Source organism: Deinococcus aquiradiocola, from assembly GCF_014646915.1.
Taxonomy (GTDB): Bacteria; Deinococcota; Deinococci; order Deinococcales; family Deinococcaceae; genus Deinococcus; species Deinococcus aquiradiocola.
Genome location: NZ_BMOE01000001.1, coordinates 35,020 through 48,969 on the forward strand (window position 1 = coordinate 35,020; position 13,950 = coordinate 48,969).

Annotated in this window: 12 protein-coding genes and 1 tRNA gene; 5 read left to right on the forward strand and 8 right to left on the reverse strand. The window is 70.7% G+C overall.

The window, feature by feature from the left end:
• Positions 1 to 85: 85 nt before the first annotated feature.
• Both holA and IEY33_RS00225 read right to left on the reverse strand, forming a co-directional pair.
• A complete protein-coding gene (gene holA / locus IEY33_RS00220) occupies positions 86 to 988 on the reverse strand; it encodes a DNA polymerase III subunit delta (protein WP_188960234.1) in 903 nt (300 codons plus the stop codon).
• 78 nt (positions 989 to 1,066) lie between these two features.
• Positions 1,067 to 1,840, reverse strand: a complete 774-nt coding sequence (locus tag IEY33_RS00225) for a serine/threonine-protein kinase (protein WP_188960235.1) — start codon at positions 1,838 to 1,840, stop codon at positions 1,067 to 1,069.
• Positions 1,841 to 2,088: 248 nt separating this feature from the next.
• Here IEY33_RS00225 and IEY33_RS00230 point away from each other — a divergent pair, with 248 nt between their 5' ends.
• The gene (locus tag IEY33_RS00230) at positions 2,089 to 2,832 is read left to right on the forward strand and encodes an amino acid ABC transporter permease (protein ID WP_188960896.1); all 744 of its coding nucleotides are present in this window, start codon (positions 2,089 to 2,091) and stop codon (positions 2,830 to 2,832) included.
• 118 nt (positions 2,833 to 2,950) lie between these two features.
• Positions 2,951 to 5,296 (forward strand): putative bifunctional diguanylate cyclase/phosphodiesterase, encoded by a 2,346-nt coding sequence (locus IEY33_RS00235; RefSeq protein ID WP_188960236.1) that lies wholly within the window; start codon positions 2,951 to 2,953, stop codon positions 5,294 to 5,296.
• 57 nt (positions 5,297 to 5,353) lie between these two features.
• Here the strand turns inward: IEY33_RS00235 and IEY33_RS00240 are convergent, their stop codons facing one another.
• The 6 genes from IEY33_RS00240 to IEY33_RS00265 form a co-directional block, all read right to left on the reverse strand.
• Positions 5,354 to 5,653 carry a hypothetical protein gene (locus IEY33_RS00240; RefSeq protein WP_188960237.1) on the reverse strand — a complete coding sequence of 100 codons (300 nt, stop codon included), beginning with the start codon at positions 5,651 to 5,653 and terminating at the stop codon, positions 5,354 to 5,356.
• A gap of 158 nt (positions 5,654 to 5,811) precedes the next feature.
• Positions 5,812 to 6,147, reverse strand: coding sequence for a hypothetical protein (locus IEY33_RS00245; RefSeq protein WP_188960238.1), 336 nt, complete (start codon positions 6,145 to 6,147; stop codon positions 5,812 to 5,814).
• A 169-nt stretch (positions 6,148 to 6,316) separates the two neighbouring features.
• Positions 6,317 to 6,391, reverse strand: a tRNA-Ala gene (locus IEY33_RS00250).
• Positions 6,392 to 6,460: 69 nt separating this feature from the next.
• Positions 6,461 to 7,450 (reverse strand): hypothetical protein, encoded by a 990-nt coding sequence (locus IEY33_RS00255; protein WP_188960239.1) that lies wholly within the window; start codon positions 7,448 to 7,450, stop codon positions 6,461 to 6,463.
• A 74-nt stretch (positions 7,451 to 7,524) separates the two neighbouring features.
• Complete coding sequence (locus IEY33_RS00260) at positions 7,525 to 8,178, reverse strand: response regulator (RefSeq protein WP_188960240.1); 654 nt, start codon at positions 8,176 to 8,178, stop codon at positions 7,525 to 7,527.
• Positions 8,175 to 9,785, reverse strand: coding sequence for a sensor histidine kinase (locus IEY33_RS00265; protein ID WP_229670639.1), 1,611 nt, complete (start codon positions 9,783 to 9,785; stop codon positions 8,175 to 8,177). The genes IEY33_RS00260 and IEY33_RS00265 overlap by 4 nt, the downstream gene beginning before the upstream one ends.
• A gap of 139 nt (positions 9,786 to 9,924) precedes the next feature.
• Between IEY33_RS00265 and kdpF the strand changes: the two genes are divergently transcribed.
• The 3 genes from kdpF (at position 9,925) to kdpB (ending at position 13,911) form a co-directional block, all read left to right on the forward strand.
• Entirely contained in the window at positions 9,925 to 10,005 is an 81-nt protein-coding gene (kdpF, locus tag IEY33_RS19540; protein ID WP_188960898.1) for a K(+)-transporting ATPase subunit F, read from the forward strand.
• Positions 10,006 to 10,084: 79 nt separating this feature from the next.
• Complete coding sequence (gene kdpA, locus IEY33_RS00275) at positions 10,085 to 11,842, forward strand: potassium-transporting ATPase subunit KdpA (protein WP_188960241.1); 1,758 nt, start codon at positions 10,085 to 10,087, stop codon at positions 11,840 to 11,842.
• The gene (gene kdpB, locus IEY33_RS00280; RefSeq protein WP_188960242.1) at positions 11,839 to 13,911 is read left to right on the forward strand and encodes a potassium-transporting ATPase subunit KdpB; all 2,073 of its coding nucleotides are present in this window, start codon (positions 11,839 to 11,841) and stop codon (positions 13,909 to 13,911) included. Before kdpA ends, kdpB begins: the two co-directional genes overlap by 4 nt.
• Positions 13,912 to 13,950: the final 39 nt, after the last annotated feature.

Sequence of the window (13,950 nt, forward strand, 5' to 3'; positions counted from 1 at the left end):
TTTGAGCTGAACTTCTGGAGTTCAGCCGAGTGGAACGCGAAGCCGCCGCCCGGCCGCGAGCACCAACACCGTCTGACGCGGCGTCCTACAGGCTGAGCTGCACCATCAGGCGCTCCATCACGGCGCCCGCGTCCAGGCCCCTCTTCATGGCCTGGTCAGCTTCCAGGATGCGGCCCAGGTGCGCCCGGATTCTGGCTTCGTTCAGGCGGCGCGCGACTTCCAGGGCCTTCTTGGCGGGGTAAGGTTTGACGTTCAGGCGTTGCGCGGCGAGCGTCTCCGTGACGCGTTCACCGGTCTGCAGCAGGGCCACGCTGCGCGCCACGAGGCTGTACTGCCACACGACGGCGCCCATCAGCTTGAAGGGGTCCTCGCCGCTCGCGAGGAGGCGGCGCAGCTGAAGGAGTGCCTCGGCGGGTCGTCCGGCGGTCGCGGCGCCCAGCATGGCGAAGGAGTCGCCCGGCGCTTCGAGACCCACCACGCGCGAGACGGCCGGGCGGTCGAGGCGTGTGTCGTCCAGCAGCTGAAGTTTGTTGAGTTCGGCGACGATTCCGGCGAGGTCCGCGCCGAACACCTCGGCGAGGTACGACGCGGCCTCCCGGTCGAGTTTCAGGCGCATACCCTGCGCGCGTTTCGTGACCCAGCCGGTCACGTCGCCCTGCTTGGTGGGGGCGGGGGAGGCGTGGTGCTCGCCCTGCGCCTCGTACAGCTTGAGGCGCGCGGCGGTGGGGGAGGGGTCCAGCATCACGGCGGTCGCGCCGGACTTCGCGAGCAGGTCCATGAATCCGGCGGGCACCTTGACGCCCGTCAGGTCGATCAGGACGGCCGCGTCCCCGAACAGGGACGGCGCGAGGAGCGGGGCGGCCGTCTCGGCGCGTACGTCGTCGCCGCCCAGGCGCGGCAGGTCGCGCAGGTGCAGGCCGCGCCGGGACAGCACGTCGCGCGCCTGCTCTTCGGCCAGGAAGGGGTGACCGCTGAACGCCAGGAACATGGGGGGCAGTGTAGCGGGTGCCGGGTGGGGAGAACAGGACGCGCTTCACGCCGCGCCCGGCGGCGCGCCCGTCCGGGTTCAGAGCGGGACGGCGTTCAGGGCGGCGGCGAGGTCCATGACGCTCGCGTAGCGGTCGGCGGGCGAGTGCTGCAGGCAGCGGTCCAGGATGGGGTGCAGCGCGGCCGGGCCGGGCAGCGGGTCGCGCGTGGCGGGCCGCCCGATCAGCCAGCAGAGCGGGTCCGCGTAGGGGGGGTGCCCGGCGATCGCGTCCCACAGGAGGACGCCGAGGGCGTACACGTCGCTGCGCGGGTCGCCGCGCACGCCCTGGAACTGTTCGGGCGCCATGAAGTGCGGGGTGCCCATGCGCGTTCCGGCGTGCGTGTCGCTGGTCGCGTGGCGGTCGTGCGCCATGCCGAGGTCGATGAGGCGCACGGCGTGGGCGGCCTGTTCGCGGTCCTGCAGCATGACGTTCTCTGGTTTCAGGTCGTGGTGCGTGACGCCCTGCGCGTGCAGGTACGTGACGACGTCCAGCAGGCCGAGCGTGACGCGCACGGCGGCGGCCGGGTCGAGGGGGCCTTCCTCGATCAGGTCGCGCAGGGTGCAGCCGTCCACGTACGGGAAGACGAGCTGCTGCGGGCTGTGCGCGAGCAGCGGCACGAGGAGCGGGTGCGCGAGTCGCCGGGCGATGAATCCCTCGTGCGCGAAGCGTTCCTGCTGTTCCGGGTCGCGGCTGCCGAGCTGCTTGATGAACACCGGCTGGTCCTGCCAGCGGGCGCGCAGGTGTTCCACGCCTCCTCGGTACCCCAGCGGCGTCGAGGCTTCGACGGTCAGCGTGTGTGGGGTGAGGGTCATGAACCACATCATAGCGTGAGAAATCTGACACTTTCCCACCTGACTTGTGAAGGTTCCGGCAGGGGCCCTGGGGGGTGGTCGGCGCCCCTCTGTTCCGCCGGGCAGCCGGGCGAGACGGGCGCGTGATGTGACATACTCTCCCAAATGTTCAACCCTTCCATTTCTGTACAGCCGCTCCCGGAAGGGCGTGCGGCGTGACGGTTCCCTCCTCCGCGACTTCCCGCAAGGGTCCGACCTCCGGACTGGCGATGCTGGGGTGGCTGCTGGGCGCGGCGGCGGCCTTTTACCTGCTGTTCCTCGTCATCACGCTCGTATTGCGGCGCATGCCTGCCCCGATCGGGGAGAACGCGGACCTGTTCGTGTCGGCCGCGCAGATGACGCTGTACCTGACGCTCGCCTCGGGCGTGATCGGGCTGGGGGTCGGGGTGCTGATGGGTCTGGCACGCACGAGTGCCTTCCCGCCGCTGCGCTGGCTGGGCGGCATCTACGTGTGGCTCATCCGCGGGACGCCGCTGCTGCTGCAGATCCTGTTCGCCTACAACGCGCTGCCGCTCATCTTTCAGGCGCTGCACATTCCCGTTCAGCTGAACGACTACTGGTCGGCGGTGCTGGCGCTGGCGCTGAACGTCGGTGCGTACAACGCCGAGGTGATCCGGGCTGGCATCCAGGCAGTGCCGCGCGGGCAGACGGAGGCGGCGCGCTCGCTGGGCCTGAGTGGCGGGCAGACGATGCAGAGCGTGGTGCTGCCGCAGGCGATGCGGATCGTGGTGCCGCCGCTCGTGAACAACCTCGTGGCACTGCTGAAGGACAGTTCGCTGGCGTCCGTGATCGGGATTCTGGAACTGGTGAATCAGGGTGGCCGCATCGCGAGTTCCAGCTTCCAGTTCGTGCCGGTGTACGTGACGCTGGGTGCGGTGTACCTGGCCCTGACGACGGTGCTGACGCTGTTCACGGACGTGCTGGAGAAGCGGGTGCGGGTGGCGGGCCGCTGAGTCCCCTTCATTCCCGACTCATCTTTCACATTTCCCTTTTTGTCGTCGCTGGGGGGGTCCGGCGGGCACTAAGGGAAATTTCACATTGTCATCAGGGTGTGAATTTTAAGATGAACCGGTGCGCCCCCCACACCGCTTCGCGCCCACCCTCACGGAGGCGCTTCAACCCCTGCTCGACGCACTCGGACTGAGCGGCGCCCTCGTCCTCCCCGATCACGACCCCCGCCTGCACCCCGCCCCGCACGGCCACGCCGCCCCGCTCGCCGGGCACGACCTGCCGGGCCTCGCGCTCCTCGCCACACGTGCCCTGCAGCCCAGCGACCGGCCCGCCCTGAACGCCGTCGCCTGGGCCGTCCGGCAGCACCGGGACCACCTCGCCACCACCACCGAACGCAACCGCCTGCGCGACGTGTACGACCACGCCTTCCAGTTCCAGGGCGTCGTCGCGCCGGACGGCACCTTCATCGACGCGAACGCCACCACCCTCGCCTTCGCTGCCACCACCCGCGCCGCCGTCCTCGGCCGCCCCTTCTGGGACGCGCCCTGGTGGGACACGCCCGCCAAACGGGACGCTGTCCGGCAGGCCGTGCAGCGCGCCGCGAACGGCGAATTCGTCCGCTTCGACATCGAGGTCACGAGCGCGCAGGGCAGGCACAGCACCGTCGACTTCAGCCTCACCCCCGTCCCCGGACCGGACGGACAGGTGGACCTCATCGTGCCCGAAGGCCGCGACATCACCGAGCACCACCGCGCCGCCCGCGAGGCCGACGTCGCCCGCGCCGCTCTCAGTGCCGTCCTCGAAAACGTGCAGGACGCCATCGTCGCCTGCGACGAACACGGCCGCCTCACCGTCTTCAACCGCAGCAGCCGCGACATCCACGGTGTGCGCGACGTGACCGTCCACCCGGGCGAGTGGGCGCAGCACTTCGACCTGTACGAAGCGGACGGCACCACGCTCCTCCCCACCGGCCGCGTCCCGCTCGTCCGCGCCTGGAACGGCGAGCACCTCCAGAACGTCGAGATGGTCATCGCGCCGCATGGACAGGCCCGCCGTGTCCTGCTCGCGTCCGGCGGTCCCCTCACCGCCCCGGACGGCACCCGGATGGGCGCCGTGATCGCCATGCACGACATCACCGAACGCCGCAACGTCGAGAACCGCCTGCGGCACGACGCCATGCACGACCGCCTCACCGGCCTGCCCAACCGCACATACCTGCGCCACCTGCTCGAACTGGCGATGAACCGCTACCGCCGCCGCCCCGACGCGCCCTACGCCGTCATCTACCTTGACCTCGACGGGTTCAAGCACATCAACGACGCCTACGGCCACCTGATGGGCGACCGCGTGCTGCTGGAAGTCGCTGCGCGACTGCGCACCGCCGTCCGCAAGAGCGACACCGTCGCCCGGCTCGGCGGGGACGAGTTCGCCGTCCTGCTCGACGCGCCCTGCGACGAGATGAACGTCATGAGCGTCGTGCGGCGCGTCCAGGCCGCCATGGCCCTCCCCATCAACCTGCAGGGCCACCAGACGCCCGTCACGGCCTCCATCGGCGCGACCGTCGCCACGCCCGCCTACCGCGAACTGGACGACCCGCTGCGCGACGCCGACACCGCCATGTACCGTGCCAAACGCTCCGGCCGCAACTGCTCCGCCCTTTTCGACCAGAGCATGCACGACGCCGTCATGCAGCGCGTCACGCTGGAACGCGAACTGCGGCGCGCCATCCCCGCCGGCGAACTCCGCCTGCACTACCAGCCGATCGTTCACCTTGGCACGGGCGCCTGCACGGGCTTCGAAGCGCTCGTGCGCTGGCAGCACCCCGAACGCGGCCTGCTGTACCCCGGTCACTTCATGGAGGTCGCCACCAGCACCGGGCTCGTCGCGCCGCTCGGCACCTGGGTCCTGCACGAGGCCGCCCGGCAGCTCGCCGCATGGCGCGCCGTTCCCGGCCTGGAACGCCTCACGGTGTCCGTGAACCTCGACGACCAGCAGGTGCAGCAGAGCACCCGCCCCGAGGACCAGGTGCTGCTCTTCGACCTGCCCGAGGGCCTGGAACTCGAAGTGACCGAATCGAGCCTCTTCGACACGGCCGAAGCGGTTCACGCGCTGCACACCCTGGCCTCACGCGGCGTCCCGCTGTCCCTCGACGACTTCGGCACGGGGTACGCGTCCCTCGCCGCCGTGCAGCGCCACCCCATCAGCACCCTCAAGATCGACCGGTCCTTCGTCGCTCCCCTCCCCGGCGGGAACCGCCAGCGGGCCATCGTGGCAGGCGTCATCACCATGGCCGGACACCTCGGCCTGCGCGTCGTCGCCGAGGGCCTCGAAACGCAGGAACAGGTCCAGGCCGTGCAGGACCTCGGCTGCACACACGGGCAGGGCTACCTGTACTCCCGCCCCGTCCCACCCGAACAGGCCCTCCAGTACGCGCTCACGCACCAGTCCCCGACGCCCTGCTCCTGAAGCCCGGGACGCGCGCCCTCTCCCTGAAGCCCGGGACGCGCGCCCGGCCCCTGAGCGTCAGGGACGCGCGACCTGCGCCTGCAGGCGCAGCACCACCCGCACCAGCCGCACCACGTTCGGCAGGTCCATGCCCACCGCCGTGACCCGCACCACGCTCGGCCCGCCCCCCTCCGGCGTCAACAGCTCGAACGCCGGTCTCGGGCGCATCAGGCGCGGATCGCTGGGCGGCGTGAACAGCGGTGAGGACGCCAGCCGCGCCAGCAGCGCCTCCCGCTCGGCGGCGGGCACAGCCCGGTCGAGCGTCACCTCCCTCGTCTCGAGTCGGGGCGGCAGGGGCAGAGCGTGATCGGCAGTCATCCGGGCAGCGTAGCGGCCGGACCTGACTTCGGATGAGCGCCACACGAGAGCCCTCATGAGAGCAGGCGCCCGGCAGGCCCGGCGGAAGGCAGGCGCCCCTCCTGTTCACCCCCGGCCGGGTATGCAGGGCTCGCCTGTCTGACGGACCGGAGTCCGTATTACAGGTCCATGAAGTACTGCCAGCCGCGGGCGTCCCGCAGGCCGAGCAGCGGCGCGGCCTGCCGGGCGGGCACCAGCGGCAGCCGACCCTGCAGCGCGGCACCTTCCAGCCGTGTCAGGGCCTCCGCGAGGTGCGCCGCCGTCCGTTCGGGCGTCTCGGCGTCCTGCACGCGCACCTGCAGCTTGTGGACGTTCTGGGCGTCGGGGCCTGGGCGCGTGACCCAGACGACGGTGGTGCGGGCCGATTCGAGGCGTTCGAGCCCCGTCTGATGTCCGTGCGGCAGGCGGTCCTGAAGGGCCTGAACGTCACGTGCGAGCGTGGATTGAGCGGTCACCCGTTCAGCGTAGAGCGTTTCTCGCGGGGACGTCCGAACCGCACCACGTTTCCCCACCGCACCAGAAGGGCGGAGTGGAAGAGGGGCCGCACGGCGGCAGAACGGCGGCACAGGGACTGCGTATCGGCAAAGGAACAGGGCCCGCTCCTGAGAACGGGCCCTGCACGTGTGGTGGAGACACGGGGATTCGAACCCCGGACATCCTGCTTGCAAAGCAGGCGCTCTCCCGCTGAGCTATGTCCCCGGAGCGCTGAGCGCGGCACTCAGGGTAGCAGACCCGCGCGGTGCTTGTACAGGGCCGCGCGGGGTGCGTTCAGGGTGCGGCGGGTGCGGGCTGCGCGGCGGTGGTGCCGGACCCCCAGTGGGCGCTGAGTGTTCCGAGTTCGGCGCGGACCCAGCTGACGGCGCGGCTGCCGGGCAGGGTGACGCTGCTGTGCGTCTCGCCGTTCACGCGGAAGGTGCGGATGCCGCCGCTGCTGCCGTCCGTGCGGATGTTGCCGAGCGCGTCGAAGGGGAGGTTCGCGATCATTTTGCCGCCCTGGCCGCTCAGGAGGCGCTGGCTCTGCACTTCGAGGTTCACGGCGACGTTGGGGTACACGACGTCCTTGAGGTCGTACCGGATGTGCCCGACCCGCACGGATCCGCAGCTGTCCGACAGGTCGAAGCCGTAGGGGTTGCGGGGCAGGCTCTGCAGGTACGTCTGCACGGGGCGGCGGTGGTCCGTCTCCCACAGGTCGCACACGCCGTCGAGGTCGATCATGACGCTGATCGGCACTTCCGGGTGCGCCCGGGCGAGCGCGTGCGTCCACACCACGCCGTGCGAGTGCGCGAGCAGCACGATGCGGGTGGGGTTGCTGCGCCCCGCGATCCACGCGTCGTACGCGTCTTTCAGGCGCGCGTCAAGCTGCACGAAGCCGTCCTGCTCGTTCGGGACGGTTTTGCCTGCACCGACCTGCGCCTGCACGATGGTGACGGCCCGGTGGTGCGTGATGTGGTCCGCGGCGCCGTACCCCTGCACGCTGAGGCCCTGTGCCTGCAGGGTCGCCATGACGGCCGCCAGCGTGCCGCGCGGCGTGAGGTAATCGATGTTGTCGCCCGGCGAGCGGCAGGGGAGGGGGCAGCGGCCCGACACGGCCAGCACGAGCACGTCGGGGCTCCCGGCGGGGCGCGGCGTGAGGTCCTGCGCGTCGAGGGGGTCGGTGCCCGGCTGGGCGGCGTGCAGGGCGGTGGGGGCGCAGCCCGCGAGGAGCGGGACGGCCAGGGTGAAGAGGAGGGCGCAGGAACGCAGGACCGCTCGGAACATGAAGCCACTATAAAGACCGCGTGTCCGTCAAACGTCACGGACACCGCACTGGCGCGCCTTCATGAAGCGGGCGGTTACAGCAGGCCCTGCCGGAGGGCCTTCACGGCCGCCTGCGTGCGGTCCGAGGCGCTCAGCTTCTCCAGGATGTCCTGCACGTGGAATTTCACGGTGCTGATGCTGATGCTCAGGGTCCGCGCGATCTCCTTGTTGCCCTGCCCGTCCGCGATGAGGCGCAGCACCTCCGTTTCGCGCCCCGTGAGCGGCGACGACGCGGGCTCCGGTGTGCGGATCACGCCGAGCACGTGGTGCGCGATCTGCGGGTCAAGGTACGCGCTGCCCACGGCGGCCGCGCGGATCGCGGCGAGCAGCAGGTCCGGGTCGGCGCTCTTGAGGCAGTACGCGTTCGCGCCGCTGCTCATGGCGGCCAGCACTTCCGCCTGCAGGTTGTGCGCCGTGAGCATCACGATGCGCGGCGGGGTGCCGGGGGCGCGCTTGATGCGGGCCGCCGTCTCGATCCCGTCGATGCCGGGCAGTCCGATGTCGAGCACCACCACGTCCGCCTGCACGCGCTCCAGCAGCTCCAGGCCCTCCTCGCCGCTGCGCGCCTCGCCCACCACCGTCAGGTCCGGCTCGAAGTTGATGGCGACGCGCAGCCCGTCGCGCGTGAAGGCATGATCCTCGATCAGCGCGACCCGGATGGGCGCGGGACGTTCGGGCGCGGCGGTCACGCGCTCTCCAGCAGCGGCAGCGTCAGGCTGAACACGGTGCGGGCACTCTGCGTGCGGCTGTAGCGGACCTCGCCGCCGTGCGCGGCCATCACCTGCTGCGTCAGGTACAGGCCCAGGCCCGTCCCGCCCAGCCCGGAGCGGCCCAGCCCCGAGCGGCCCGGCCCGGACCCGTGCAGATCGGCGGGCGGCGCCGCCCCGGCCAGATCCGGGACGGGACCGCGCCCCCGGAACCGCTGGTACAGCTGCCGTTCCGTACCGGCGCTCAGGCCCGGCCCTTCGTCCGACACCTGCAGTTCGGCCGTGCCGTCCAGTGCGGCCAGCGCGAGCCGCACCGTGCCGCCCGGCGGGCTGAACTTCAGGGCGTTCTCCAGCACGTTCTGAATGGCGCGCCGCAGCTCCCCGCGTTGCCCCAGCACCCGCAGCGACCCGGACAGCTGCGGTTCGAGCGTCACGCCCCGCTCCCGCGCGAGCGGCTCCATCTGCGCGACCGTCCCGAGCGTCAGTTCGCGCAGGTCGATGACGGTCGGGTCGGGACTCGGCTCGCCCGCCTCATACTTCGCGACGAGCAGCAGCTTCTCCGCCAGTTCCAGCAGCGCGGCGTTGGCGTCCAGGCCGTTGTGCAGCGTATCGAGGTACTCCTGCGGCAGCGGGCCGTACGCGCCCTTGATGGCGTTCTTCATGCTCATGGCGTTCGCCATGAGGGGCGTACGCAGGTCGTGACTGAAGGCGTACACCAGTTCCCGGATGACGCTGTTGTGCCGCTCCAGCCGCGACTGGTTCTCCTGCAGTTCCTCCAGCAGCCGCGTGCGCTCCAGCAGGGGCCGCAGGACCGACACGGCCTGCTCCACCTCCTCGACATTCACGGCCGGGGCCTGCATCAGCATCAGGATGTCGTCGTCGCCGGGTCGCGGGAGGCGCGCCAGGAGCGTGTCGCCGCCCTGCACCGCCCACACCAGTCCGCTCCCGGCGGGCCGCGCCAGGAACGGTGTCGGCAGGCGCTGCCCGGGCCGCGCCAGTCTTCCCGGCACGCTTCCGTCACGTTCGGCGGCGCTGTACGGGGCGCGCAGCACGGCCTTGCTGACGGCGCCCAGCACCACGCTGTCCGCGCCCGCGTATGCGAGCAGCGCGGCGGCCGCCCGCTCCAGGAACGCCGCCTGGTCGTAGGGGCCGCTCACGGCCTGCGTCAGTTCCCGCAGGGCGCGCTCGTGGCCCGCGCGGAACTCCTCGGCGGCCAGCAGGGCCGCGCGGGTGCTCGCCTCCCGGAACCGTACAGTCAGGAACCCGACCAGCAGCGCCGACAGGACGGACAGCACCCGGTTCGCGAGATCGAAACTGCTCCACCCGCCCTCCAGGCCGTTCACGACGCCCGCCAGCACGTTGCCCGCCACGGCCAGCAGGATGAACAGGCGCGTCGTGGCGGGCGACCCGGTCAGGCCGGACAGCGCGATGGGCGCGGCGAACAGGATGCCGAACACCAGCCGGTTCGGGGTGAGGGCGTCCAGCAGGAACACGGCCAGCAGCAGCGCGAGACTCAGCCCGCCCACCTGCGACTCGGGCGGACGCCACGAGGGCCTGGACGGAGCGGGAACGGAACGCGGAACGAACACAGCCTCCGTTGTACACCCGGAGCGTCCCCCGCGTGCGCGCGCCCTGGTCAGTCGGCCAGGGCCGGATGGTCAGAGGGCCAGCCCTGCGCGCCACCTGACGGGTGGGGAAGTGCGCGCCGTGCGCCCAGGATGAACCGGTATGAATACCTTCCTCCTCCTGCTGGTCGTGGCCGTGAGCCTGTACCTGCTGTACGCCCTCCTGCGGCCCGAGAAGTTCTGATGGCCGTCATCTCCGGTCTGGCCATCCTGCTCGGGCTGTTCCTGCTGTGCGCCCTGTTCGTGCGGGGCCTGGAGCGCCTGTGAACACCTTCCTGACCTTCCTCGTGGTGTTCGTGCTCGCGTGGCCGCTCGGGCTGTACACGGCGCGCTTCATGCGCGGCGAACGCACCCTCCTGGATTTCCTCGCGCCGGTCGAGCGGGCCTTCTACCGCCTGATGGGCGTCCGTTTCGTGCCGGGCGGTGAGGCGCAGGGCATGGACTGGCGCGGGTACGCGCGCGCCCTGCTGTTCTCGAACCTGCTCGTGGGCCTCGTCGCGTTCCTGATCTACGTCTTCCAGGGCGCGCTGCCGCTCAACCCCGACCACGTCGGCAACCTCCCGTGGTACGTGGCGCTCAACACCGCCGCGAGCTTCATCACGAACACCAACTGGCAGAACTACTCCGGGCAGTCGCAGCTGTCGTACCTGTCGCAGATGGTCGGCATCACGGCCCTGCAGATCATGACGCCCGCCGCGGGCATGGCCGCCATGTTCGCGCTGCTGCGCGGCCTGATGGGCGGCCACCACGGCCAGCCCGGCAACCTCGGGAACTACTTCGTGGACATCACGCGCCTCACCACGCGCCTCCTGATCCCGGTGAGCGTCGTGCTGGCCCTCCTGCTGACGTGGCAGGGCGTGCCCAGCACCTTCTCCGGCGCGAAGACCGCCACCCTGCTGCAGCCGCAGACGGTGACGGTGTCCGGCAAGGCGCAGAGGGTCACCACGCAGACCATTCCGGTCGGGCCGGTTGCCGCGATGGTCGCCATCAAGCAGCTCGGCACGAACGGCGGCGGCTGGTACGGCCCGAACAGTGCCGTGCCGCTCGAGAACCCCACGCCGCTCAGCAACCTGCTGGAGTGCGCGTCCCTGATCCTGCTGCCCGTGACACTGGTGTTCGCGCTCGGCAGCTTCCTGCGCCGCCCACGCTTCGGCGTGATGATCCTGAGCGTCATGACGGTCCTGTGCGCCGCCCTGACCTTCGCCGTGATCCTCGCGGAACGCGCCCCGAACCCCGCCCTGAAGGGCCTCGCCCTGACCGGCCCGAACCTGGAGGGCAAGGAGGTCCGCTTCGGCGCGGACGCGACCGCCCTGTGGGCCAGCCTCACCACCAGCACCTCCAACGGCAGCGTGAACGGCATGCACGACTCCTTCACCGCGCTGGGCGGCGTGATCCCGCAGGTCAACATGTTCCTGAACGACATCTACGGCGGGCTGGGCGTGGGCTTCATCAACATGTTCCTGTTCGTGGTCCTGACCGTCTTCATCGCGGGCCTGATGGTGGGCCGCACGCCGGAACTGTTCGGCCGCAAGATCGAGGTGCGCGAGATGAAGATCGCGTCGCTCGTGATCCTGCTGCAGCCGCTGCTGGTGCTGGGCCTCACCGCCGTCAGCCTGAGCGTCCCGAGCCTCACCGCTAACCTCAACCCCGGCTTCCACGGCCTCTCCGAGGTGCTGTACGCCTTCAACAGCATGTACGCCAACAACGGCTCCGCCTTCGCGGGCCTCGGGACCGGCAACAGCGTCTGGTACAACGTGTCCGGCGCCTGCGAACTGATCGTCGCGCGCTTCCTGCCGATCATCGGGCCGCTCGCCATCGCGGGCCTGCTGAGCGTGAAACGCACCTCGCCCGAAACGAGCGGCACCCTGCGCGTCGACACGCCCATCTTCGCGGGCACCCTGCTGACCGTGATGCTGCTCCTGCAACTCCTGAACTTCGCGCCGGCCCTGGTGCTGGGCGGCGTCAGCGAACACCTCACCGGGACCGCCGTGCCCGCCATCACCTCCGGAGCCACGAAATGACCGTTCAGCCGCAGGAAGCCCAGCAGGTCCCCGTCACGCCCGGCAGCAGGAACCGCCCGAAGAACATCTTCGCGCCGGAATTCGTGCGCCCCGCCCTGCTCGCGTCCTTCACCAAACTCGACCCGCGCAGCGTGGCCCGCAACCCCGTGATGTTCGTGGTGGAACTCGGCGCGTTCCTCACCCTGTACATTGCCGCCGCGAACGCCGCCACCGGCCGCAGTTCCGGGTACGAACTCGGGATCGGGGCGCTGCTGCTGCTCACGAACCTCTTCGCGAACTTCGCCGAGGGGCTCGCCGAGGCGCGCGGCAAGGCACAGGCCGCGTCCCTGCGCGCCGCCCGCGAAGGCACCCTCGCCCGCCTGCTGGACGGCTCCTCGGTCAGCAGCAGCGCCCTGAAACGCGGGGACCGCGTGGTGGTGGAGGCCGGAGACTTCATTCCCGGCGACGGCGAGATCGTGGAAGGCATCGCCACCGTCGACGAGAGCGCCATCACCGGCGAGAGCGCGCCCGTCATCCGCGAGGCCGGCACCGACCACAGCGGCGTGACGGGCGGCACCAAGGTCCTCTCGGACCGCATCGTGGTCGAGATCACGTCCCAGCCGGGCGAGAGCTTCCTCGACCGCATGATCGCCCTGGTCGAGGGCGCCAGCCGTCAGAAGACCCCCAACGAGATCGCGCTGTCCATCCTGCTGAGCGCCCTGACGCTGGTGTTCGTGTTCGTCGTCGCCACGCTCCCCGCCCTGAGCGGCTTCGTGGGCGCGAAGGTCTCCATCACCACGCTCGTGGCGCTGCTGGTGTGCCTCATCCCCACCACCATCGGCGGCCTGCTGCCCGCCATCGGCATCGCGGGCATGGACCGCGCCCTGCAGGCCAACGTGATCGCCAAGAGCGGCAAGGCCGTCGAGGTGGCGGGCGACGTGGACATCCTGCTGCTCGACAAGACCGGCACCATCACCATCGGCGACCGGCAGGCGACACGCTTCCTGCCGCTGCCCGGCGTGCCGGAGGTGGACCTGGCCCGCGCCGCCATGCTCTCCAGTCTGGCCGACCCCACCCCCGAAGGGCGCAGCATCGTGACGCTCGCCCGCGCACAGGGCGTGAACGTCACCGCGCCGCAGGACGCGGAATTCGTGGAGTTCAGCGCGCAGACCCGCATGAGCGGCCTCGACTTCCAGTCGGAGGGGCGCACCGTCAGCATCCGCAAGGGCGCCGCGAGCCGCATCGCCGCACTCAGCAGCGAACGCGGCGGCACCGTGCCCGCCGAACTGCAGGCCCGCGTGGACGAGGTCGCCCGCTCCGGCGCCACGCCCCTGTCCGTCATTCAGGACGACCGCGTGCTGGGCGTCGTGGCCCTGTCGGACATCATCAAGCCCGGCATCCGCGAGCGTTTCGAGCAGCTGCGCCGCATGGGCCTGCGCACCGTCATGATCACCGGCGACAACCCTCTCACGGCCGCCGCCATCGCCGCCGAGGCGGGCGTGGACGGCTTCCTCGCCGAAGCGACCCCCGAAGACAAGCTCCGCATGATCCGCGACGAGCAGGCCGCCGGGAAACTCGTCGCCATGATGGGCGACGGCACCAACGACGCGCCCGCCCTCGCGCAGGCCGACGTGGGCCTCGCCATGAACAGCGGCACGCAGGCCGCCAAGGAAGCGGGCAACATGGTGGACCTCGACAGCGACCCCACCAAGCTGCTGGAAGTCGTCGAGATCGGCAAGCAGCTCCTCATCACGCGCGGCGCGCTCACCACCTTCAGCATCGCCAACGACGTCGCCAAGTACTTCGCGATCCTGCCCGCCCTGTTCGTCGCGGCGTTCCCGGCGCTCGGCGTGCTGAACGTCATGCACCTCACCAGCAGCCGCAGCGCCATCCTGTCGGCCGTGATCTTCAACGCGCTCATCATCCCGGCCCTCATTCCGCTCGCGCTGCGCGGCGTGAAGTACACTCCCGGCAGCGCCGACCGCCTGCTGGCCCGCAACCTGCTCGTGTACGGTCTCGGCGGCGTGCTGCTGCCCTTCGCGGGCATCAAGCTCATCGACCTGCTGCTCGGTGTCCTGCACCTCGCCTGACCTGCATTTCGCCTGGCCCGCACCTTGCCCTCACCCGTA

What these genes read in the sequence shown, in the direction of transcription:
- IEY33_RS00225 (WP_188960235.1), bottom strand. Translation starts at nt 1,840, where the DNA reads ATGACCCTCACCCCACACACGCTGACCGTCGAAGCCTCGACGCCGCTG.
- holA (WP_188960234.1), bottom strand. Translation starts at nt 988, where the DNA reads ATGTTCCTGGCGTTCAGCGGTCACCCCTTCCTGGCCGAAGAGCAGGCG.
- IEY33_RS00230 (WP_188960896.1), top strand. Translation starts at nt 2,089, where the DNA reads ATGCTGGGGTGGCTGCTGGGCGCGGCGGCGGCCTTTTACCTGCTGTTC.
- IEY33_RS00255 (WP_188960239.1), bottom strand. Translation starts at nt 7,450, where the DNA reads ATGTTCCGAGCGGTCCTGCGTTCCTGCGCCCTCCTCTTCACCCTGGCC.
- kdpB (WP_188960242.1), top strand. Translation starts at nt 11,839, where the DNA reads ATGACCGTTCAGCCGCAGGAAGCCCAGCAGGTCCCCGTCACGCCCGGC.
- kdpF (WP_188960898.1), top strand. Translation starts at nt 9,925, where the DNA reads ATGAATACCTTCCTCCTCCTGCTGGTCGTGGCCGTGAGCCTGTACCTG.
- IEY33_RS00240 (WP_188960237.1), bottom strand. Translation starts at nt 5,653, where the DNA reads ATGACTGCCGATCACGCTCTGCCCCTGCCGCCCCGACTCGAGACGAGG.